The following is a 20,737-nucleotide window of genomic DNA, read 5'->3' as shown; positions in this document are numbered from 1 at the left end:
CAGTTTCTCCTCCATTTGGCGGGGCTTTGTCATTGGCCGGTCGCACATCCGAGCCCGCTTTTCGGCGTGCGTATGCATTCATGTCGGAGCCTTGGCAGCGGAAGGAATATCCAGCCAGCCGTCGTCGATTTCGGGCAGTGGGATGGCCGCGATCAGGTCGCGCGTGTAGGTCTGTCGGGGATTTTCGAAGAGAGCGTCCGTCGCGCTCGCTTCGACGATCCTGCCTTCGCGCATGACGATGACCTGCCGGCACAGCCGCCGGATGACCGACAGATCGTGGCTGATGAAGGCGACCGTCAGCCCCATCTCCTCCGCCAGTTTCTCCAGAAGGGTGAGGATCTGCGCCTGCGTCGAGACGTCGAGGCCGGAGACGATCTCGTCGGCCAGCACGAATTTCGGCGCCAGCGCCAGCGCGCGCGCTATGCCGACGCGCTGGCGCTGGCCGCCCGACAGTTCGTGGCGGTAGCGGCCGGCGAAGCTCTGCGGCAGGCCGACGCGCTGCAAGGCCTCGGCCACGCGGTCCCTGAGATTGTCGCCAAGCCCGTTCTGCTTCAGCGGCGCGGCAATGATGCTGGCAATGGTGCGGCGCGGGTTGAGCGACGACATAGGATCCTGGAAGATCATCTGCAGATCGCGGCGCAGCGGCCGCAACTCCGCCTCCGGCAGATGCGTGATGTCTATGCCGTCGAAGCTGATGCTGCCGGCGCTGGGCTCCAGCAGTCGTACCAGGGCACGGCCGAGCGTCGACTTGCCGGATCCGGACTCGCCGACGATGCCGGTCACCGATCCCTTGGGCAGGTCGAAGTCCAGGCCTTTTAGGATTTCCGCCAGCGGCGCGCGGCCGATCAGCGGCTTGCGGGTCATGTCGGGCAGCGCGACTTTCAGACCGCGCACGGAAAACAGCGGCTCAGCCATGCGGTCGCCTCCACGCCTGGTCCGCGGCCGCAGTCTCCGTGGCAAGCCCGGCCAGCACTGCCTCGTCGACCGGCTTTAGCGAGGCGAGGGGATCGGTGTAGCGCGGCGTTGCCGCCATCAGTGCCCGTGTGTAGGGGTGCTGCGGTGCCGCGAAGAGGGCAGCTGTTTCGGCCTCTTCCACGACCTTGCCGGCATAGAGCACCGAGACCTTCTGGCTGATCTTGGCGACGACGCCGAGGTCGTGGGTGACGAACAGGATCGCCGTGCCGTGCTCGCGCTGCAACGCAGCGATGAGCCGCAGGATCTGCTTCTGCACGGTGACGTCGAGCGCCGTGGTCGGCTCGTCGGCGACGATCAGCCGGGGCTCGGCGGCGAAGGCTGCGGCGATCAGCACGCGCTGGCGCATGCCGCCGGAAAGCTCGTGCGGGTAGCTTTTCAGTACCCGGTCGGGGTCACGGATCTGCACCTCGTCCAGCAATTGCCGGATGCGGGTTTCGGCCCTCTCGCCGCTCCAGCCGAGGATGCGCACCAGCCGGTCGGTCGTTTGCGGGCCGATGCGGCGCGACGGGTTGAGCGCGGTCAGCGGATCCTGCGGGATCAGTGCGGTGCGCGCGCCGATCAGCGTGCGCCGTGCCTTCGGGTTGAGCTTGCCGAGGTCTTCGCCCTCGAGCCGCATATCGCCCTCGACGATGCGCACGCTCGACGGCAAGACGCCAAGTACCGCCTTGCCGATCATCGTCTTGCCGGCGCCGCTTTCACCGACCAGTGCTCGCACTTCGCCGGGCTGCACGGCAAGCGACACCGAGCGCAGCACGCGCTGGCCGTTCGGCAGCACGGCGCTCAACTCCTTGATATCAAGACAGGCGCTCATCGCAGCACCGGATCGAAACGTGTCTTCAGCGCCTCGCCGAACTGGCTGAACGACAGCACGGTCAGGATCAGCGTGATCAGCGGGAATACCAGCACCCACCAGGCCTGGTGGATCGACAGCCGGCCCTCGGCGATGATGCCGCCCCAGGTCGGGTCGTCGGTCGAGATCGACAGGTTGACGAAGGACAGGATCGCCTCGACGATGACGGCGATGCCCATTTCCAGCGACAGCAGCGCCACGATCGATGGCACCACATTGGGCAGCACTTCGCGCAGCATGATGCCGATGCGGCCATAGCCGGCGATGCGGGCGTTCTCGACATAGTCCATGCGCGACTGGCCCATCGCCTCGGCGCGGATGACCCGGCAGAAACGCGTCCAGTCGATGATCGCGATCGCCAGGATGACAGAGCTCAAACCCGTGCCGAGCACGGCAACCAAAAGGATGGCGAACAGCACCGGCGGGAATGCCATCCAGACATCGACGATGCGCGAGATGATGCGGTCGGCCCAGCCGCCGAAATAGCCAGCGATCAAGCCCAGGGTCGAGCCGACAAGGCAGGCGGCGCTGGCGGCGGCGAACGCAACGATGAAGGCGATGCGCCCGCCGAAGATCAGGCGTGGCAAGAGATCCCGGCCGAGGCTGTCGGTGCCCAGCCAATAGCCGGGCTCCGCGCCATCGAGCCAGAACGGCGGCAAACGTTCGAGCATAAGATCCTGCGCGAGCGGGTCCCGCGGCGCGACCAGCGGCGCCAGGATCGCCGCCAGCAGCACCAGCAGCAGCCAGCCGCCGGCCAGCCAAAGCCTGGCGCTTGAGCCGTGTCTCGAGATGCGCCTCTCATCCATGGCGCAGCCTCGGATTGAGCAGCGCATACATCATATCCACGGCGAGATTGATCAGCACGAACAACAGCGCGAAGACCAGCACGATGCCCTGGATCAGCGGCAGGTCGCGGTTGATGACCGCGTCGATCGCCATGTTGCCGAGACCCTCATAGGAAAACAGCCGCTCGACGATGACCGTGCCCCCAATCAGGAAGGTGAACTGCACGCCGACCAGCGTCAGCGTGGGCAGGGCGGCATTCTTCAGCGCCTCGCGCAGGATGACCTGCGTTTCCGAAAAACCCTTCACCCGCGCCAGCACGACATAGTCGAGGTCGAGCACTTCCTTCAGCGATTGTTTCAGTAGCTGCGAGATGATCGCCGCCAGCGGCAATGCCAACGCCACTGCCGGCATAAGCATGTGCTTCAGGAGATCCCATGTGAGATCGAGGCGGAGCCGAAGCAAGCTCTCGAACAGATAGAACTGGCTGACGAAGGGCAGGTCGAGTTGCGGCGAGACCCGGCCGGAAATGTCGAAGATCGGCACCAGCACCCCGAACAGCAGGATCAGCACCAGGCCCCAGAGGAAGTCGGGAATGGAAAGTGCCGCCCCGCTGGCGATGTCGATGCCGGCTTCCACCGCCGTGCCTCGTTCGCGGGCGCCGAGGATGGCCATCGTCCCCCCGATCGCCACCGCCATGATAAGCGCGACGATGGCGAGTTCCAGCGTTGCCGGCAGCCGGTTGAAGACAAGCCCGAGCACGTCTTGCCGCAGCGAGATCGAGGTGCCGAAATCGCCTTTGACGACGCCGGACAGCCAGATGAAGAACTGCTCGACAATCGTCTTGTCGAGGCCGTAGAGCGCCCGCAGCCGGGCGATGTCGACATCGGTCGCGCCGGGCGGCAGCATCATGGCGATCGGATCGCCGGGAGCGATGCGGATCACGACGAAGACGACGACGGCCACGCCGAACAGCGTGATCAGCATCGTCAAAAGACGGATCAGGAATCGTTGCAGGAGCATGTAAATCTTTGCTGGAGCCCGCAGACTCGTATGCCGAAAGAAGATGCGCGCCGTCGCTATGGACGGCGCGCGGCAAGCCCGGCCGATATCAGGCCGGGGTCATCAGGGCCGGCAACAGCGCGCCGGACACATGCTGCACGACGTTGACGCCCTTGGCATGCACGATCGGCTGCGCATACTGCATCAGCGGCAGCACATAGGCTTGCTCGGCGATGTATTTGTCCACCGCCTTCCAGCCGGCGATGCGCTTGGCCTCGTCCTTCTCACCCCACAGCGGGTTGATCATGTCGATCAGATCCTGGCTGTCCCACACCGAGTGCGGGCTCGGACCATACATGGCAAAGCCGGTCGAGGTGGTCGGGTCGCCGATGGCGTTGCCCCAGTTGTAGAAGGCCGCCGGCGCCAGCTTGTCGGCGGCGCGCAATTCGTAATGCTTGGCGATCTCGTAGACTTCAATGGTGGCCTCGATGCCGACCTTGCGCCACATGCCGACGATCGCCTGGATCATCTCGTAGTCCTTGGGCTTGAAGCCCTTGGTCGTCTGGATGGTGAACTTGACCGGCTTTTCCGGCGAATAGCCGGAAGCGGCCAGCAATTGCTTGGCCTTTTCCGGATTGTGCTCGACCTTGATCGACGCGTCGTAGGCCGCGTATTCCGGCGTTTCCAGCGTGGCGAGCGGCTGGCCGTAGCCGCGCAGCAGCCGCTTGACCAGAAGCTCCTTGTCGACCGCCATGACGGCTGCCTGGCGCACGTTCTTGTCCAGCATCGCCTCGACGTCGTTGAAGAAGATCATGCCGATGTCGGAAACATTCTTGATCGAGCCGGCAAGGCCGTCCTTGGCGATCAGGCGGTCATACTCCTCATAGGGAATCTCGAGCGTCACCTGCGAGGAGCCGGACTCGATTTCGGCGACACGGCTCGCCGCGTCTGTGACGAATTTGATCGTCACGTTCTCGAATGCCGGCTTGCCGCCCCAGTACTTCGGATTGGCCTTCAGCCGCAGGAAGGCGTTGCGTTCGAACTTCTCGACCATGTACGGGCCGGTGCCGATCGGAGCCTTTTCGAAACCTTCGGCGCCCACCTTCTCGTAATAGGCCTTCGGCATGATGTAGCCCGTGAGGAACGACATCCACTTGAAGTAGACCGGGTCGAACTGCACGACATCGCCCGTGATCTTGTTGCCCTCGATCTTAAAGTTGTTGACGTTCTTCCACACGAACTGGATCGGGTTGCCGGTCTTTTCATCGCCAGCCCGCTGCAACGACCAGACCACGTCCTCGGGCGTGAACGGCGAGCCGTCATGCCAGGTTACGCCCTCGCGCACCGTCATCATGATCTTGGTGCGGTCGTCATTCCAGCCCCACTCGGTGAGCAGCCCCGGCGCGAAGGACAGGTCCGGCTTCTGCGGGATGAACTGATCGAACACCGACTGGTAGAGGCCCTGGATGGTCGGGTTGACCGCCGAAGGTCCGGTGGTCGGATCCCAGGACGGCAGGTTGACATTGTAGGCGATGGTCAGTTCGCCGGCCGCCGCCCCGGCGATCTTCGGCAGGCCGATGGCCGTCGCCCCGAGTGCGGCGGCACCGTATCCGAGCAATTCGCGTCTGTTGATTGTCATGGTCGTTCCCCTTGTTGGTTTTTCTGTTTTCCGTGCACGGCTTCGTTGTTTGATCAGTGGGTTCCCTGGGCAACCGTACCTTGCCTTGCTCCACCCCAATGCGTTTCGGCTGCTACCTCCCGCCAAGCTGTTGCGCCAGCATGAAGCCCGAGGCGGCACCCGTGCCGGCGCCCGGCCATGTGGCGGCACCGGTGAGATGCAGATTGGCCACAGGCGTGTTCCAACCGGCGTAGCCGCGTGCCGGGCGAAACAGGAAATTCTGTGCCAGGTGGTGGCTACCACAAACCTGGTCGCCGCCGACGAGGTTCGGGTTCTCGCGCTCGAGGTCGATGGGCGAGAACACGGCCTGGCCAAGGATCTTGGCTCGCAGGCCGGGCGCGTAGGTTTCGACGATGTCGAGCACGCGCTCGGCATAGCGATCCTTGACCTGATCCCAATGCGCGGGCGTGATCTTGCCGGCGGCGTCGCCAAGGATTTCTGCCGGCAGCATGCGCACCTGCACCCACAGCACATGCTTGCCTTGAGGCGCGCGCGACGGATCGACCGCGGTTGGTTGGCCGAGGACCAGCACCGGCTCGTCCGGCAGCACGCCCGCCATCGCCTGCTGATAGGTGCGCGACATGGCGTCGAGCGACGGTGACAGATGCACATAGGCGAACTGCCGCAACTCGGCGCCGGCGCGCCAGTCCGGCAGATCGTCCAGCGCCAGATGGATCATCATGGTGCCCGGCGCGTGGCGGAATTTTTGCATCGCCGTGTCGAAGCCGGCGTCGCCGGAACCGTTGGGCAAAAGCGTGCCGGCCAACGCCTTGGGTGCAACGCCGGCAATGACCGCCCTGGTGGCCGTGTGTGTCTCACCGGACTTGAGCCGCACACCCGTCGCCTTGCCGGCCGAAACCGTGATTTCGGCCACCTCGGCGTTGGTGAAGATCTTGCCGCCGGCGCCCGTGACCATCCCCGATAAGGCACGAATGATGGTGTGGGCGCCGCCCTTGCCCAGCACCATGCCGAAACTCTGGTTGGCCATGGATTCCAGATAAGGGAACACGGCACCGCCTGCGATGTCGGGCGCAAAGTCGAGATGCATGCCCCAGGTGGCGAGCGTCGCCCGCACATGGGGCGACTCGAAAGTCTCCTCCAGCCACGCGCGGGGCGAGGAAAGCAGCAGGCGCCCGGTGTCGAGCGCGCCGGCGAGGCCCTTCTTGCGCCAAAGGTTCCACGCCGTGCCGGCAAGGGCGCGGGCGCTCATCGGTGATCCCAAGAGGCGAAACAGATGCTCTGCTTCCGCCGGGAAGGCGGCGACCAGCTTGCGCCACGTGGCGGCATCGGCGGCGGAGAAGGCAGCCATGCGCGCGGCCGTCTTTTCCAGATCGTTGCTGACGCCGAACCAGCGTCCGTCCGGGAAGGCGCTGGCGAAACAGTCGGAAACCGGCGCGAATTCCAGCCCGTGGGCTTTCAATTCATTTGCATATTTCTGGTGGAAGGCCGAGCCGGCGAACAGGCTCAGATTCATCGCGCCGAAATCGTGTCGGAAACCCGGCAGCGTGAACTCGCGGGTCTGGACGGCGCCGCCGATCGTTGCACTGCGCTCAAAAACCCCGGTTCTCCAGCCTTTGAGTGCCAGATGCGTGGCGCAAGCCAGACTGTTGTGGCCCGCCCCGACAAAGATGGCGTCGAACTCGCTCACGCCCCGCACCCATTTCCTTTATGCTTAAAGATAATTGCAGATGCATATGTTTTCGTCTAGTAGGATATTAAGGGCCGAGACGAGCCTTCAGCACATCAGACAAGAGGGAACAGAGACCATGGACACGCAACAACTCCTCGGCGAAGTCGCCGGCCAGCTTCTTTCAGGCGCCATCAAGGTGGTCGACCTGTCGGCGCCGCTCGGTCCTGACACGCCGCTGATCAAGCTGCCGCCGGAACTTGCCGTCGACACGCCGAAGGTCGAGATCCATAACATCTCCCGTTACGACAAGAATGGTCCCTGGTGGGCCTGGAACTGGCTGAAGCTCGGCGAACACTCGGGCACGCATTTCGACGCGCCGCAGCACTGGATCAGCGGCAAGGATTATCCGGATGGCGCCACCGACACCATTCCGGCGCAGAACTTTATTGGTCCGGTCAATGTCATCGACTGCTCCAAGGAAGCCGCCGCAGACCATGATTTCCTGCTCACCGTCGATCACATCAGGGCGTGGGAAGCCAAGCATGGCGCCATCAACGCCGGCGAATGGGTGGTGATGCGCACCGACTGGTACAAGCGCAACGGCTCGGAAGCCGAATTCCTCAACGCCAACGAGACCGGCCCACACACGCCCGGCCCGACGGCGGAAGCAATCCAGTTCCTGATCAGCAAGGACATCAAGGGCTGGGGCTCGGAGACGATCGGCACCGATGCCGGCAAGGCCGGCGGCATGGAGCCGCCATTCCCGGCCCACACGCTGATGCACAAGGCCAACCGCTATGGTCTGGCCAGCCTGTGCAACCTCGACCAGTTGCCGCCGAAGGGCGCCATCCTGATCGCCGCGCCGCTCAAGATCGAGCACGGCACCGGCAGCCCGATCCGCGCCCTGGCGCTGGTGCCGGGCAAATAGGGCGAAGTGGATCTTCGGGAGAAGATCATGCGCGCGGGCGATGCGATAGGGAGGCAGGTTGGCGGCACTCGCGCCCTACGGCGCCCCCCTCTGTCCTGCCGGACATCTCCCCCTCAAGGGGGGAGATTGGCAGCTTCGGCGCCCCTCTCATTCCTGCAACGTTGGAGATTGGCGAAAGCGGTGATGACAGCCAATCTCCCCCCAAAAGGGGGAGATGTCCGGCAGGACAGAGGGGAGCGCCGTAGAGGACTGACCTCCCAAGCCTATCCGCTGCCCACGGGGAACCGCCAATGAACGCCCCCGACCACATCATCGTCGGCAGCGGCATCAACGCGCTGGTCTGCGCGGCGATGCTGGGCGGCAAGGGCGCAAAGGTACTCGTGCTGGAGCGCAACGACCGCATTGGCGGCTGCATGCGCACCGAGGAAATCACCGCGCCCGGTTTCATCCATGATGTGATGGCGACGACCTTCGTGCTGTTCATTACCTCACCGGCTTACGCGGCGCTGGGCAAGGACTTGGCCCGGCATGGCCTGGAGTTCTGTCACGCGGCCACCCCGACGGGGGTGCTGCGGCCCGACGGCAGCCATGCCGTGCTCAGCACCGACCGCGCCGCCAACATCGCCGCCTTCAATGCGATCGCCGCAGGCGACGGCGACCGGCACGCCGAGGATGTCGGCGGCATCGAGCGCAATGCCGGGCTGCTGTTCGGCCTGCTCGGCGGCAGCCTTTGGTCTTATCCGACAATGAAGCTGCTCGCCGGTGATGCCTGGCGGCGGAGCCCGCGCGGGCTGGCCGCCTTTCTCGGCGATGCGCTGGTGCCGGCGCGCGGATGGCTGGAAAGCACCTATCGGTCCGAAACCATACGCGCGCTATGGGCACCGTGGGTGCTGCATGCCGGACTTGGGCCGGAAGATGCTTTCTCCGGCCAGATCGCCAAGGTCATCGCGTTCGCGCTGGAGGCTGCGGGCGCGCCGATCGTCAAGGGCGGGGCGAAGAACCTGCTGTCGGCGTTCGAGGCGCTTGTCAAAGAGCGCGGCGGGGTCATCTCCACCGAGGCCGACGTTGCCTCGATCATCCTGACCGAAGGTCGCGCCACCGGAGTGCGATTGGCCTCGGGCGAGACCGTCAATGCGAAGAAGAGCGTCATCTGCTCGGTCACGCCGACGCAGCTTTACGGTCGGCTGCTCGGCAGAGACAGCCCCAGGAATGACATCGAGGCGACGCAAAAATACCGCTACGGCAAAGGCAATTTCCAGATCCACTATGCCCTCGACAAGCCGCCTTCATGGCGAGGCCAGGGGTTGGACAAGGTGGCGCTGCTGCATCTGACGCCTGGGTTGGACGGGGTATCGAAGGCCTGCAACGAGGCGGTGCGGGGCATGCTGCCCGAAGTGCCGACCATCTGCGTCGGCCAGCCGCACGCGCTCGATCCCTCGCGTTGCCCGCAAGGCAAGGCGATCCTGTGGCTGCAACTGCCCGAGGCGCCCCGTCACATCAAGGGTGATGCCGCCGGCAAGCTGCAGGCGCCGGCGGACGGGCAATGGACCGACGCGCTGCGCGAGGCCTATGCCGATCGCGCCGAAGCGATCCTTGCCAGTCATATCGATGGCTTCAAGGACAGCGTCATCGCGCGCCGCGCCTATTCGCCTGCCGATCTCGAAGCGATGAACATCAATCTGGTCGGCGGCGACCCCTATGGCGGGTCCTCGACCGTCGACCAGTCCTTCCTGTGGCGGCCGTTCAGGACCAGCCGCAATCACCAGACCGGCATCAAGAACCTCTACCATATCGGCGCCTCGACCCATCCGGGCGCGGGCCTCGGCGGCGGCTCCGGCTTTCTCCTGGCGGGGAGACTATGATGGAGCAGAAAATCGCGGAAAAGCGCCAGCGCATATCGACCTTGGGTCAGATCGGCCTGCAGCAATTCGCGCCCTATCTGATGAACCGCATCATGGGCCGCTACAACGCCACCTTGCGGGACGATTTCCGCAAGCAGGGCCTGACCATTTCGCAGGTGCGGGCGCTCGCGGTGCTGTCGGTCACTGACGGCGTCACCGTCAACGACCTCTCGGTCTATACGGTGATCGAGCAGTCGACCTTGAGCCGCACGCTCGACACCCTTGAGGGGCAGGGGCTTGTGCGGCGCGAGCAGGGGGTTAGCGACAGTCGCATCCGCCATGTGTTCCTGACCGACGAGGGCCGCACCGAGTTCACCCGTGCCTGGCCGGCCATGCATGACGCTTTCGAGGCCATGTTCGACGATGTCGACGACGCCGAATACGCCGCGCTGATCGCGACATTGCAGAAGATGCTGAAGAACATTCGCAAGCACGACATCTAGAGCTACGCGCCGCCGAAGCCGGGCGGCAACGGAAGGAGGCCAAAAATGGCCGAACGGTCTTTTGCCAAGGAAGTCGAAAAGCTGAGGCTCGGCGCCGGCGAGGAATTTGCCGGCGAAGGCATCCTCGCCATCACCAAGGCGCTGCTGCAATGCGGCGTCGGCTATATCGGCGGCTACCAGGGTGCGCCGATCAGTCATCTGATGGATGTGCTGGCCGACGCGCAGGACATTCTGGGCGAACTCGGCGTGCATTTCGAGGCGAGCGCCTCGGAAGCCACCGCCACCGCCATGCTGGCGGCCTCGGTGCATTATCCGATCCGCGGCGCGGCAACCTTCAAGTCGACGGTCGGCACCAATGTCGCCTCCGACGCGCTCGCTAATCTGGCATCTGGCGGCGTCACCGGCGGCGCGCTGATCATCGTCGGCGAGGACTATGGCGAGGGCTCCTCGATCATGCAGGAGCGCAGCCATGCCTTCGCCATGAAGAGCCAGGTCTGGCTGCTCGACCCGCGCCCGAACCTGCCCTCGATCGTCAAGGCCGTGGAAGACGGCTTCGAGTTGTCCGAGGCCTCCAACACGCCTGTCATGCTGCAGGTGCGCATCCGCTGCTGCCATGTCCACGGTCATTTCACCGCCAAAGACAACAAGCGGCCGCCGATGACGGTGGCCGATGCGCTGGAGGCGCCCCGCCGCGACACCGGCCGCATCGTGCTGCCGCCCGCTTCCTTCCTGCACGAGAAGGAGAAGGTCGCGAAGCGCTGGCCGGCGGCGGTGGATTTCATCAAGAGCCGCAAGATCAACGAGATCTTCGGTTCCGATCACGGCTCCGTCGGCATCGTCATGCAGGGCGGCATGTACAATTCCGTCATCCGCGCTTTGCAGCGGCTCGGCCTTGCCGACACCTATGGCGAGACCGACGTGCCGCTCTACGTGCTCAATGCCGTGTATCCGTTGATCGACAACGAGTTTCTGTCCTTCTGCGAAGGCAAGCAGGCGGTGCTGGTCGTCGAGGAAGGCCAGCCCAACTACATTGAACAGGCCTTTGCCGCCATGCTGCACAAGGCCGGGCGTGGCACCCGCCTGGTCGGCAAGGAGCACCTGCCGATGGCCGGCGAATATACCGGCCAGGTCATGCTCGACGGCATCGGCGCCTTCCTGCGCACCGAGGCGCCGCATCTTCTGCCCGGCGAAGTGCGGGCTCCCAACAAGGTCGGCGACGGCGTCGACACGGCGGACCTGATCAATGTCGTTCCAGGTCGACCGCCCGGTTTCTGCATCGGCTGCCCGGAGCGGCCGATCTTTGCCGCGACAAAACTGGTCGAACAGGAACTCGGCAAGCACCACATCGCGTCCGACATCGGCTGCCACCTGTTCTCGATCATGCCGCCCTTCGAACTCGGCGCCACCACAATGGGCTACGGGCTCGGCCCGGCCTCGGCCTCGGCCTTCAATTCGCCCGACGCCAAGCGCCGCTCGATCTCCTTCGTCGGCGATGGCGGCTTCTGGCACAATGGCCTGACCTCCTCGATCGGCAATGCGGTGTTCAACAAGAACGACGGCGTCATCGTCATCGTCGACAATTTCTACTCGGCCGCGACGGGAGGGCAGGACATCCTGTCGTCCCGCGCCGGCAACAAGACCAAGTCGACCAAGCATCCCATCACAGAGGCGGTGAAAGGCATGGGCGTCAAGTGGCTGCGCCATGTCGACCGCACCTACGATGTCGGCAAGATGCAGGACACTCTGCGCGAGGCGCTGACCACGGACGAGAAAGGCCCGAAGGTCATCGTCGCCTCGTCGGAATGCATGCTCAACCGCCAGCGCCGCGAAAAGCCCCTGGTCGACAATGCGATCAAGGGTGGAACGCGCGTCGTCAAGCCGAAGTTCGGCGTCGACGAGGACATCTGCACCGGCGACCATGCCTGCATGCGGCTGTCCGGCTGTCCGTCGCTGTCGGTGAAGTCGCTCGACGATCCGCTGCGCGACGATCCCGTCGCGAGCATCGACCAGAACTGCGTCGGCTGCGGCAATTGCGGCGAGGTCGCCGATGCGGCGGTGCTGTGCCCGTCCTTCTATCGCGCCGATGTCGTGCACAACCCGAGCCGCTGGGACCGCTTCCTCGAGAGCGCCCGGCGCGCCGTCATCGGTCTTTTGCAGCGTCGCCGCGAAGGCCGCCGTCTGGTGTTCGCCGATGCTTGATCACAACGCCTCACCGCGCCCGAAGACAGGCGCCGCCGACGACGAACGCGTTATCAAGCTTGCGGTGCTTGCCGTCGGCGGCCAGGGCGGCGGCGTGCTTGCCGATTGGATCACCGACGTCGCCGAGCGCAACGGGTACGTGGCGCAATCGACCTCGGTGGCCGGCGTCGCCCAGCGCACCGGCGCCACCATCTACTATGTCGAGGCGGCCCGCGACACCGGCCGCCTGCCGGTCTTCGCGCTGTCGCCCTCACAAGGCGACGTCGACATTTTGATCGCCGCCGAGCTGATGGAAGCCGGCCGCGCGATTATCCGCGGCTTCGTCACCCCCGACCGCACGACGTTGATCACCTCTTCGCACCGCATCGCCGCCGTGTCGGAAAAGATCGAGCCCGGCGACGGCAGGGCGTCGTCGTCGAAGGTGTACGCGACGGCAGAAGCCGCATCGAAGCGCTTCATCGCTTTCGATATGGAAAAGATCGCGGCCGACAGCGGCTCCATGATCTCGGCCAGCCTGCTTGGCGCGCTGGCGGGCTCCGACGCCCTGCCGTTCGTACGCGAAAGCTATGAAGAGGCGATCGGCGCCGGTGGCCGCGGCGTCAAGGCCAGCCTCGCCGCCTTCGGCGCCGCCTATGATCGCGCGCGCGGCACGGCATCATCGGCTGCGCCAAAGCCGGCGGAAGCGGCTGTCGTCGGCTCCGCCCTGGCCGCTGGACAGGTGAGTGGCCCGCAAGACCTCCTGCGAGGCTGGCAGGCCCTGGCCGCCCGCATCGACGTGATGCCCGTGGCGGTGCGCGACATGGCGCTGCGCGGTCTGCGAAAGGTCGTGGACTATCAGGACATTGCCTACGGACGCGAATATCTCGACCGCCTGGACAAAGCCGTCGTGCTGGACGGGCCTGATCGAGCCTATGCCCTCTCGATCGCCGCCGCCAAGCATTTGGCGAACGCCCTATGCTACGACGACATGATCCGCGTCGCCGACCTGAAGACGCGCTCGACCCGCGACAGGCGCGTGCGCAAGGAGGTCGGCGTCAGGGATGGCTCGGTCCTGCAGGTGACCGAGTATTTCCATCCGCGCATCGAGGAGTTCTGCGGCACGCTGCCGGCGGGGCTGGGCAGCTACATCGAGAACCGGCCGAAGCTCGCCGCCTTCCTTGACCGTCGCATCAATCGCGGCCGGCGCATCCGTACCGATAGTTTTGCCGGTTTCACCGCTCTGTGGTTCATCGGCGGCCTGCGCCGCTGGCGCCGCCGCCTGCTGCGCCACAAGGTAGAAGCCGCGCATCTGGAGAGCTGGTACGCGCTGGCGCTGGGCCATGCGCGTGAGGACTATGCGTTGGCCGTCGAGATCCTGAACTGCCGCCGGCTGATCAAGGGCTACAGCGACACCCATGTCCGTGCCCAGTCGAAGTTCGACCGCGTGCTGTCGGCGCTCGACCTGCTCAAGGGGCGCGCCGACGCCGCTGACTGGATCAGGCGGTTGCGCGAGGCGGCGCTGAAGGACGAGAAGGGCGACATGCTCGACGGCGCCCTCAAGACGGTGGCGACGCTGGGGGCCGGGCCGACACACTGAGGCCGCGTCGCGCCGTCACCGTGTTTCGACTTGTGAATGAAGCGGCGCAGCTTGCGGGAAAAGATGCAGCAGTCCTGAATCGGCGCGGCGGCGCAGATGTGCATCCACCTCGGCCCGGTCAGCACAGCCATGGAACGTGCCGCCGCAATGGTCACGCAACCGCACCAGATCAGACATGACGGGTGACATCGGCAGGCCGGCGGCATCGAGCAGGCTTGCGCTGAGAAAGGCAAGATCGAGCGACGCCATATCGGGCATCGGGTGACGCAGTGGATGATGGAAGGTCGTGAGGGTGTAGAAGGTGCGATAGGCGAGCGAGTCAAGCTTGGCCAGCGCGTCACTGCCTGCGGTCGCATCGACAAACGGTTTGGTCGCCGAGGACTGGTGGTCGCCGAATTCGAGCACCACGGCGCCGCGCCTGCCGGCCTCCGCTTCCCGCTGCTTGAGAAAATCCTGAAGGTCGCCGCGCGCGATCGCCATGCGGCGCAGATATTCGCCGGCCTGGAAATCGTTCGCGAAAGGCTCGCCTTCCATCTTCAATCCCGGCTCCATCCGCCCCTCATAGGGCGAGTGCGGAAACATGGTCTGGATTTCGAGGAACAGTGGCCGGCCGTCTTCCCGGCGGTGCCTGGCGATGAATGCCTCCGCCGCGTGGTAATAGAAACGGTCGCGCAGATGGTAGAAGGGCGCGGCGATATCCTTGATGTCGAGGACGTTCTCGAACCCGATCGACTTCAAGAAAGGCCCCTCGTTGACGAAGGTAAAGTCCATAGGCGTCATGACGGCCGTTCGATAGCCGCAGCGCGCCAGCAACTCCGGCAACGCGCCGGCGACCTTGTCCTGTAGCGTGATCGTCAGATAGGGACTTCGCCAGCCGAAATCGCTGGCCGAAACCCCGGTCATCAAGGACAAATTGCTGATCCAGGTGCCGCCGCCGAACGTCTCGACCTGCATCGGGCGGGGCTCGCCAGCGGCAGGTGCAAATCGCTGCAGGAATCCCGGGCCACCGGCGATCTGCGGAAAATAGCTTGGATCGGACTGGCTTTCGCTCAACACGAAGAAAATATCGGGAAGCGCTGCCCGGTCGCCGCAGTCGACCGTGTCGGCGAAGGGTGGCTGTGGCGCGACGGCCTGCAGCCGCTGCTCGAACGCCGGCTCGACGACCAGGTTACGCAGATCCATCAGTGAGATGAAGAAGGCCGACATGTGCCGGCCCTGCATATAGTAGAAGTACCGGTCCTTCGAAGCCTCGGCCGGAAAGGTCAGCGGCACCAGCGTGACGAGGACGGCCAGAAGCAGGGCGCGCGCCGATGCGGGCCAGCCGAGCTTCCGGTCGGCGCGAAAGATCAGGATCGCTGCGGCGATGCCAAGCACCAACGCCGCGGCGACAGGCAGGATGAGGTGGAGATAGGAGCCGAGCAGGAAGCGATACACTCCCGGATCCGTGGACACGAAGATCGTGTCGTAGAAGTGCAGCGAGAACCCCTTCATCCGGAATTTGACCGCCGAGATCAGCGTCACCAGGGCAACGGCCATCCAGGCGAGATAGACGGAAAAGGCGAGACGCCCCGATGTCAGGAACACCGCTCCCGCGAGCGCCGCCACCAATGTCAGCGAGAACGGCACCGACAGCCATTCATGCTCGGCTCGGCCGGCACCAAAAACGCCCGCAAGGCTGATCAGCACCAACGCCAGCGGATGGCAGAAGGCCCGCAAAGGCCCTTGAGGTCGAGATATGGCTTTCCCCACGAACATGTCTTTGCGTTTCTTTTGGGGGAGCTTTGTGTCATTTGCAGCTTTCGAACAATTCCATAGTAAATTTAACCTTAATCGCCATCTGCAACCGGAATTCAGACGACCAGATCGCGCATCGGCTTCACCGTCGCGGACTCCGGGAACACCTTGTCGCCGAGCACCGCCGCCGAAAGCCCGAACTGGTCGGCGAGCAGGCCTTTCAGCACCGCCCTGACATCGCTGGTCGGCGCCAGGTCGCGCTGCTCGTAGAGCTGGGCCGGCTTCAGGCCCGGCCAGTCGGCTATGACGCGGCCGCCCTTGATCGCGCCGCCGGCGAGCAGCACCACCGACCAGGGCGGCATCCGGCGGCATGGAGCCTTTGGCCGGGATAGCCACGTCAGCTCCTTGTTCAGGCCCAGCGCGGCGCATGAACCCGTTTTCGGCGCGATGCGCTCAGGTCGGATCGGTTGCTGCGGTCGAGGGGCCAGGCCGGTGAAGCGGCTGGCCCCCGCGCACGCTTACCAGTGACGCCAGCGGTGCCAGACCCGATGTGGGTGCCAGACAGGATGGGGGTGCCAGACGTGGAAGACCGGGCCGGGCCGGTAATAACGCTGATACACAACCCCCCGATTGGGCACGCAGCGCCCCCAGTGGTTGGGATGCCAGCCGGGGCCGCAACCCCATGCCACATGCTCGATCAGCGCCGGGGCGCTTGGCTGGGCCAGCATCGGCGTGGCGGATGCCGCCGCAACGGTCGCGGCCGTTCCGGTCAAGGCAAGCGCGGCGGCGGCCGCGTATTGTGTCAGACGGTTCATGACGATACTCCAAATGGTCTCGAAGTTGAAAACCTGTTCGCACCAGGCGGTCCGGCAGGTGTGCCCTTCTTGCCTTAAACGGCGGCTTCGGCGCATTCCGTCGGTGCTTATGGCGATTTTTTTGGCGCCGGCGGCAACGCGGCGCGTCTTGTCAGCGCCTCAGCCAGCACGGCGCGATCCTCGGCCGAACTTGCCGCGGCAAACTCGACGATGCGCTGCTCCAGCCGCATGCGCATGGTGACGTCGGCGTTGCGGGCCCGCTCGAGCGCGGCCGTCAGCGCTGCCGTGTCGAGGGTGGGCTGCCGCAGCAGGTCGGCGGCCTCGCGCCTGGCCTGCTGGCCGTCGAGGATGACCTGGCGGGATTCGCGCCGGACCTCACGCAACGCCTTGCGGAATATCCTGCGTTCCTGGTCCGGAAGCCGGCCTCCGGCCGCTTCCAGCGAATAGCCCTGGCCCGCCTTGCCACTTCTCAGCCAGACGGCCCCGCCGGCAAGGGCGCCGGCCAGGAAGACGTTCAGCGCCACGGACGCGATGAGGAGCTTGCGGCCCGTGCTCATAGGTTTTCCTCGATGGTGTCGTCGGGACCGGCATCGCCGAACGCCGTCGCATTGGCGTCCAGCACATACTGATCGGGCTGAACCTCAGGCGTGGCGACGATCACCAAAGCCGATCCGGCAACCGCGCCGGCCAGGCCGATGCCGGCAAGTCCCAGTCCCAGCCACCACAAGCGCTGGCGCGAGCGTTGGGCAAGATGCCGGTCGGCAGCCCTCACTATGCCGCCGTGCAGCGCCTTGCCGGGCGCCTCGACGCGATAGCTGTCGAGCAGGGCGTCGAGCTTGCCGGCATCCCTCAGAATGGCCGCGCCCGCGTCGCTTGCGGCAAGGATGCTGCCGGCCGCGCGTTCGGCCTGTGGCCATCGCCGCAAGTCGCCGCCATAGGCTGCCGCCAGCGCGGCAAAGCGTTCGGCATCCATCGTCGGTGCGTCCCTGGATCGGTCAGACATCGGTCTTTCCCTTGCCTGTTGGCCCCTTGCCCGCTGGCATCGCGTGCCCGCACGGCGCGGCGATCATCGGAGCCGGCCGCCAGGCGGTGTCGGCAAGGCGCGAACGCTGCGCCTTCATGGCGGCGCGGTTTTCATTCATGGACATCGTCCCTGGCCAGGATCGCCTGCAGCGCCCTGCGCCCGCGCGAAAGCAGGCTCTCCAGGGCATCGACGCTGATCTCCAGGGTCGTGGCCGCCTCGATGTTCGACATGTCCTGATAGTAGACCAGGATGATGGCTTCGCGCTGCCGCGGCGCGATGGCTCGCAAGGCCTGTTCGACGCGCCACGTGTCTTCCCGCGGCTGGGTATCCGGAAGCGGCGCCGGGTCTACCACCTCCGGCAGATCGTCTGTCACCCATTCGCGGCGGCGGCGCAGCCGGTCGTAGCAGAGGTTCAGCGTCACCCGGTGGATCCAGGTGTCGAAGCGGGCATTGCCGCGCCGCCAGCCCGAGGCATGGCGCCAGAGTCGGACGAAGGTCTCCTGCGCGACATCCTCGGCTTCCGCCGCGTCGCCCAGCATGCGCACGGCAAGCGCCAGGATACGCGGCAGTTTGCGCGCGACCAGCGTTTGCACGGCCGCCGGATCGCCGGCGCCGATACGACGAACCAGATCCTCGTCCGGATCCGCGCTCATCGGCTGGCGCACCCCTGATGGTCATCGCGTGCCATTACCCCCGTTCATTGCTCCGCCTTGGGAGCGGTTTTATGGCCCGGCATTTCGTCGACGCTCAGAACGCCGTCGCCATTCTTGTCCAGCCTGGCGAAGCGCTGGGCGAAGAACGCATCGAGCTCGGCGCGGTCGATGAAGCCGTCATGGTTCGAGTCCGCGCGCGCAAAGGACTGTGTCGGGTCGCCCTTGGTGCCGCGCTTTGCCTGGAGGACCTCCCATTCCAGCAGGCTGATCTTGCCGTCGCCATCCGTGTCGGCGGCCATGATCGCCTTCTCACGCCGCTTCTGGAACTTGGCCAGCGTGATTTCGGGCCTGGTCTTTGACGTGGCTGGCGCGGCAGCGGGGGGCGGTGCAGAAGGGGACGTCGCGGCCGGAGGCTGTGTCGCCGTCTGGGCGAACGCCGTGGCGGTCAGCAGGCTCAAGGCAGCGGCAAGGATCGAACGGCGTATCATGCTGGCGTCTCCGGTTGGCGCGCTGCCATGGCATTGTGCCGTGGCGACGCTTCTTCCGTTAAACGCAGCGGCGGTAGAAATCCGTCGGTGACTTTTGTGCCGGCAGGCGCATGCCGCAACAACGCGCCCGATCGGGCGCTGCTTGCGCCATGTTCGAACCCTTCAGCCGAAGGGCAGGAACTAGAGCAATTCCAAGAAAAGTGTGTACGGTTTTCCCGGGAAAAGCGCGTAGCGCTTTCCCTATGGAATTGCGTAAAAACAAAGAGATAGAGCGTTTCGCCGCTTCCGCGAAACGGTGAACCGTTCTATGTCGATTGGTCCGCCACCACCAGCTGGTCCGGCTTGAAGCCGGCATGCTGCGGGGTCCATACATCGCCCTCGCGGTTGAACCAATGGCACATATATGTGCCGGAGGCGGCACCGTCGCTTATCGTCATCTTCGGGCCTCCGGACTTCAGCTTGACGACGTCTCCGGTCTTGAAACTGTTGGGCATTTTGACCTCCCATGCTGACGCCGGGAGTTTCACATCAAACCTCGGTCTCGACAATGGCGGATGCATTCGGCCAGCATCGCGATCCACAGTGCCAGGCGGCGTTTTGAGGTCGGGTCTCGGTCCCAGTTGTAGATTCGGTCGCAGTTGCAGCAATGTGTCTTGCCGTTTGCTGTCGAAATTGGATGTTGAAATTCCTGTTCGGCTGGTGGAGATTGATCCTCTGCTGAGTATTGAGCGCGGCTATCGCTTCGGCGATGCTGCCGATCTGGCACCATGAGTTTCGGACGGAGTTCTATCGAACCGTGATCAGAAGCAACAAACAACAGCAACCCGCATGCAGTCTCGTGCCGAATACAGTAGAGTTGCGACATTGAGTGAGAGAGGCTTGAAGCGCTTGGGGAAAAGCGAAGGGTTCCCATCAGAGCGCCGGAGGAAATGATTCGTCACGTTATGGTTGCTGCCTGCCCCAACGATCAAGCCGCTGATCAACGCCGGCTGGCAGGGGGGAGTACATGCCCGGGAAAGCATTGAGAGGAGGCCGGTTTGGCGAAGGCCAAGGGGATCGCTCTGGAGATTGCAGAGCATAGCGCAGCGAATCCCGATGCACAGAAGCCGCTGCGCAAGCGCTTGTTCGATCACCCGCTTCTGGTGGTTAAGCGGAAACTGTTATATCGCCTGCTGCATCCCCAGGCGCCACGGCACCCTGTGCCGCTTACAAAGCCGGTCCTCATCGTAGGCTCCGCGCCGGTCTCACACCCGCCGGTGGGTTTTCAGCGCGATGCTTTCACACTCTTTACCGTGAATGGCTCGCAGACCGTCACGGCCCGCTGGGGGATGGGTACCCCTGACGCGACATTTCTTTACGTCAACCAGCTTGACGCGACCAAGCCAAACGCTGTGGCCGTGCGCGCCGTCTTGACCGGCCAGGAGACCGATCTGCTCTGGATTGTGCGCGCACACCGCACGATGGAGGAATTGCGCTGCAACATCGCGGCCTTCAACTACCGCTGTCGCGACCTGCGCACGATGACCCGTCACCAGCGCATGGCGCTCTACGAAGCAGTGATGGGTGTGCCCAATTTCGAGATGCATCTGGAGGAGAAGTTCTCGACCGGGATCACGGCGGTCCTTTACGCCTTGCATAACGGCGCGCCGGCCGTGATCATCACGGGTATTGACCCAGGTTCGCACGGCCATGTGTACAACAAACTGAACATCGACCGGATGCACGTCGGTTCCGACCGTGCCACCCTGCTGGCGCTGTTGGCGCTCGGTTTCCCCCTTTATACGAGCGATCCGCACGTGGCGGACTCGCTCGGTCTGCCACTCTGGACGGGCCAGGCCAGGAGATGTGAGGTCCAATAACAACGGTCGATGTGGCTTGCTGGTGAGCTGTCTCAAATGTGAGTGCGACGACCCGCTCGACAGGTCCGTCGTCAAGAGGCGCGATGCCGGTTGCTTGGCTCTTGTCGCGCAAAAACACCATCGACACCTTCAGAGATGAAACGCTCGTGGCAACCCGGACACACGGCATTGCGAATGTGCTTCTGGTCTTCCGCGTGCA

General features: G+C 64.7%; 20 protein-coding genes and 2 pseudogenes. 6 read left to right on the top strand and 16 right to left on the bottom strand.

Features of this window, described 5'->3' with window-relative positions; translation table 11 throughout:
• Nucleotides 1-78: 78 nt before the first annotated feature.
• The 6 genes from FJ428_RS21310 to FJ428_RS21285 all read right to left on the bottom strand — a co-directional run bounded on the left by FJ428_RS21310 (nt 79) and on the right by FJ428_RS21285 (nt 6,936).
• Nucleotides 79-915: an ATP-binding cassette domain-containing protein gene (locus tag FJ428_RS21310; RefSeq protein ID WP_140559702.1), complete on the bottom strand. Its 837-nt coding sequence runs from the start codon at nt 913-915 to the stop codon at nt 79-81.
• A complete protein-coding gene (locus FJ428_RS21305) occupies nt 908-1,786 on the bottom strand; it encodes an ABC transporter ATP-binding protein (RefSeq protein WP_140880067.1) in 879 nt (292 codons plus the stop codon). Before FJ428_RS21305 ends, FJ428_RS21310 begins: the two co-directional genes overlap by 8 nt.
• Nucleotides 1,783-2,631 carry an ABC transporter permease gene (locus tag FJ428_RS21300; protein WP_140880066.1) on the bottom strand — a complete coding sequence of 283 codons (849 nt, stop codon included), beginning with the start codon at nt 2,629-2,631 and terminating at the stop codon, nt 1,783-1,785. Before FJ428_RS21300 ends, FJ428_RS21305 begins: the two co-directional genes overlap by 4 nt.
• Nucleotides 2,624-3,631, bottom strand: a complete 1,008-nt coding sequence (locus tag FJ428_RS21295) for an ABC transporter permease (RefSeq protein ID WP_140496965.1) — start codon at nt 3,629-3,631, stop codon at nt 2,624-2,626. Before FJ428_RS21295 ends, FJ428_RS21300 begins: the two co-directional genes overlap by 8 nt.
• Before the next feature lie 88 nt (nt 3,632-3,719).
• Nucleotides 3,720-5,249, bottom strand: coding sequence for an ABC transporter substrate-binding protein (locus tag FJ428_RS21290; RefSeq protein ID WP_140556779.1), 1,530 nt, complete (start codon nt 5,247-5,249; stop codon nt 3,720-3,722).
• Between the two features lie 112 nt (nt 5,250-5,361).
• Nucleotides 5,362-6,936: an NAD(P)/FAD-dependent oxidoreductase gene (locus FJ428_RS21285; protein WP_140880065.1), complete on the bottom strand. Its 1,575-nt coding sequence runs from the start codon at nt 6,934-6,936 to the stop codon at nt 5,362-5,364.
• A 118-nt stretch (nt 6,937-7,054) separates the two neighbouring features.
• Between FJ428_RS21285 and FJ428_RS21280 the strand changes: the two genes are divergently transcribed.
• The 5 genes from FJ428_RS21280 (at nt 7,055) to FJ428_RS21260 (ending at nt 13,965) form a co-directional block, all read left to right on the top strand.
• Entirely contained in the window at nt 7,055-7,846 is a 792-nt protein-coding gene (locus FJ428_RS21280) for a cyclase family protein (protein ID WP_140513078.1), read from the top strand.
• A gap of 290 nt (nt 7,847-8,136) precedes the next feature.
• Complete coding sequence (locus FJ428_RS21275; RefSeq protein ID WP_140880064.1) at nt 8,137-9,708, top strand: NAD(P)/FAD-dependent oxidoreductase; 1,572 nt, start codon at nt 8,137-8,139, stop codon at nt 9,706-9,708.
• Nucleotides 9,708-10,190, top strand: a complete 483-nt coding sequence (locus FJ428_RS21270; RefSeq protein WP_140496955.1) for a MarR family transcriptional regulator — start codon at nt 9,708-9,710, stop codon at nt 10,188-10,190. Before FJ428_RS21275 ends, FJ428_RS21270 begins: the two co-directional genes overlap by 1 nt.
• Nucleotides 10,191-10,235: 45 nt before the next feature.
• Complete coding sequence (locus tag FJ428_RS21265; protein ID WP_140880063.1) at nt 10,236-12,389, top strand: indolepyruvate ferredoxin oxidoreductase subunit alpha; 2,154 nt, start codon at nt 10,236-10,238, stop codon at nt 12,387-12,389.
• Nucleotides 12,382-13,965, top strand: a complete 1,584-nt coding sequence (locus FJ428_RS21260) for an indolepyruvate oxidoreductase subunit beta family protein (protein ID WP_140880062.1) — start codon at nt 12,382-12,384, stop codon at nt 13,963-13,965. The genes FJ428_RS21265 and FJ428_RS21260 overlap by 8 nt, the downstream gene beginning before the upstream one ends.
• A 15-nt stretch (nt 13,966-13,980) precedes the next feature.
• On the opposite strand, the gene FJ428_RS21255 is transcribed toward FJ428_RS21260, so the two are convergent.
• The 9 genes and pseudogenes from FJ428_RS21255 to FJ428_RS21220 form a co-directional block, all read right to left on the bottom strand.
• Entirely contained in the window at nt 13,981-15,720 is a 1,740-nt protein-coding gene (locus FJ428_RS21255; RefSeq protein ID WP_224518981.1) for a sulfatase-like hydrolase/transferase, read from the bottom strand.
• A 95-nt stretch (nt 15,721-15,815) separates the two neighbouring features.
• Nucleotides 15,816-16,049, bottom strand: a pseudogene (locus FJ428_RS21250) (hypothetical protein); the annotation flags it as partial.
• Between the two features lie 168 nt (nt 16,050-16,217).
• The gene (locus FJ428_RS21245; RefSeq protein ID WP_140556771.1) at nt 16,218-16,514 is read right to left on the bottom strand and encodes a hypothetical protein; all 297 of its coding nucleotides are present in this window, start codon (nt 16,512-16,514) and stop codon (nt 16,218-16,220) included.
• A gap of 107 nt (nt 16,515-16,621) precedes the next feature.
• Nucleotides 16,622-17,071: a periplasmic heavy metal sensor gene (locus FJ428_RS21240; RefSeq protein ID WP_140556769.1), complete on the bottom strand. Its 450-nt coding sequence runs from the start codon at nt 17,069-17,071 to the stop codon at nt 16,622-16,624.
• On the bottom strand, nt 17,068-17,517 hold the full coding sequence (locus FJ428_RS21235; RefSeq protein WP_140556767.1) for a hypothetical protein: 450 nt from the start codon (nt 17,515-17,517) through the stop codon (nt 17,068-17,070). The genes FJ428_RS21240 and FJ428_RS21235 overlap by 4 nt, the downstream gene beginning before the upstream one ends.
• A complete protein-coding gene (locus tag FJ428_RS30335; protein WP_181165287.1) occupies nt 17,510-17,656 on the bottom strand; it encodes a hypothetical protein in 147 nt (48 codons plus the stop codon). Before FJ428_RS30335 ends, FJ428_RS21235 begins: the two co-directional genes overlap by 8 nt.
• Nucleotides 17,649-18,191 (bottom strand): RNA polymerase sigma factor, encoded by a 543-nt coding sequence (locus FJ428_RS21230; RefSeq protein WP_140738423.1) that lies wholly within the window; start codon nt 18,189-18,191, stop codon nt 17,649-17,651. The genes FJ428_RS30335 and FJ428_RS21230 overlap by 8 nt, the downstream gene beginning before the upstream one ends.
• Before the next feature lie 44 nt (nt 18,192-18,235).
• Nucleotides 18,236-18,679, bottom strand: a complete 444-nt coding sequence (locus FJ428_RS21225; RefSeq protein WP_140547746.1) for an EF-hand domain-containing protein — start codon at nt 18,677-18,679, stop codon at nt 18,236-18,238.
• A 305-nt stretch (nt 18,680-18,984) separates the two neighbouring features.
• Nucleotides 18,985-19,173 (bottom strand): DUF2158 domain-containing protein, encoded by a 189-nt coding sequence (locus FJ428_RS21220; protein ID WP_140496939.1) that lies wholly within the window; start codon nt 19,171-19,173, stop codon nt 18,985-18,987.
• A gap of 543 nt (nt 19,174-19,716) precedes the next feature.
• Between FJ428_RS21220 and FJ428_RS21215 the strand changes: the two genes are divergently transcribed.
• Nucleotides 19,717-20,538: a membrane-anchored protein gene (locus FJ428_RS21215; protein WP_224518982.1), complete on the top strand. Its 822-nt coding sequence runs from the start codon at nt 19,717-19,719 to the stop codon at nt 20,536-20,538.
• A gap of 10 nt (nt 20,539-20,548) precedes the next feature.
• Here FJ428_RS21215 and FJ428_RS30735 read toward each other — a convergent pair.
• Nucleotides 20,549-20,684, bottom strand: a pseudogene (locus FJ428_RS30735) (IS630 family transposase); the annotation flags it as partial.
• Nucleotides 20,685-20,737 lie beyond the last annotated feature (53 nt).

It is taken from the genome of Mesorhizobium sp. B2-8-1 (assembly GCF_006440955.1).
In the GTDB taxonomy this organism is placed as follows: Bacteria; Pseudomonadota; Alphaproteobacteria; order Rhizobiales; family Rhizobiaceae; genus Mesorhizobium.
This window is presented reverse-complemented; position numbering and strand designations above follow the sequence as displayed.

Coding starts and splice junctions, on each gene's coding strand:
- FJ428_RS21280 (WP_140513078.1), top strand. CDS start 7,055: ATGGACACGCAACAACTCCTCGGCGAAGTCGCCGGCCAGCTTCTTTCA.
- FJ428_RS21225 (WP_140547746.1), bottom strand. CDS start 18,679: ATGATACGCCGTTCGATCCTTGCCGCTGCCTTGAGCCTGCTGACCGCC.
- FJ428_RS21295 (WP_140496965.1), bottom strand. CDS start 3,631: ATGCTCCTGCAACGATTCCTGATCCGTCTTTTGACGATGCTGATCACG.
- FJ428_RS21220 (WP_140496939.1), bottom strand. CDS start 19,173: ATGCCCAACAGTTTCAAGACCGGAGACGTCGTCAAGCTGAAGTCCGGA.
- FJ428_RS21290 (WP_140556779.1), bottom strand. CDS start 5,249: ATGACAATCAACAGACGCGAATTGCTCGGATACGGTGCCGCCGCACTC.
- FJ428_RS21305 (WP_140880067.1), bottom strand. CDS start 1,786: ATGAGCGCCTGTCTTGATATCAAGGAGTTGAGCGCCGTGCTGCCGAAC.
- FJ428_RS21235 (WP_140556767.1), bottom strand. CDS start 17,517: ATGTCTGACCGATCCAGGGACGCACCGACGATGGATGCCGAACGCTTT.
- FJ428_RS21300 (WP_140880066.1), bottom strand. CDS start 2,631: ATGGATGAGAGGCGCATCTCGAGACACGGCTCAAGCGCCAGGCTTTGG.
- FJ428_RS21245 (WP_140556771.1), bottom strand. CDS start 16,514: ATGAACCGTCTGACACAATACGCGGCCGCCGCCGCGCTTGCCTTGACC.
- FJ428_RS21275 (WP_140880064.1), top strand. CDS start 8,137: ATGAACGCCCCCGACCACATCATCGTCGGCAGCGGCATCAACGCGCTG.
- FJ428_RS21230 (WP_140738423.1), bottom strand. CDS start 18,191: ATGAGCGCGGATCCGGACGAGGATCTGGTTCGTCGTATCGGCGCCGGC.
- FJ428_RS21240 (WP_140556769.1), bottom strand. CDS start 17,071: ATGAGCACGGGCCGCAAGCTCCTCATCGCGTCCGTGGCGCTGAACGTC.
- FJ428_RS21260 (WP_140880062.1), top strand. CDS start 12,382: ATGCTTGATCACAACGCCTCACCGCGCCCGAAGACAGGCGCCGCCGAC.
- FJ428_RS21310 (WP_140559702.1), bottom strand. CDS start 915: ATGGCTGAGCCGCTGTTTTCCGTGCGCGGTCTGAAAGTCGCGCTGCCC.
- FJ428_RS30335 (WP_181165287.1), bottom strand. CDS start 17,656: ATGAATGAAAACCGCGCCGCCATGAAGGCGCAGCGTTCGCGCCTTGCC.
- FJ428_RS21265 (WP_140880063.1), top strand. CDS start 10,236: ATGGCCGAACGGTCTTTTGCCAAGGAAGTCGAAAAGCTGAGGCTCGGC.
- FJ428_RS21270 (WP_140496955.1), top strand. CDS start 9,708: ATGGAGCAGAAAATCGCGGAAAAGCGCCAGCGCATATCGACCTTGGGT.
- FJ428_RS21255 (WP_224518981.1), bottom strand. CDS start 15,720: ATGTTCGTGGGGAAAGCCATATCTCGACCTCAAGGGCCTTTGCGGGCC.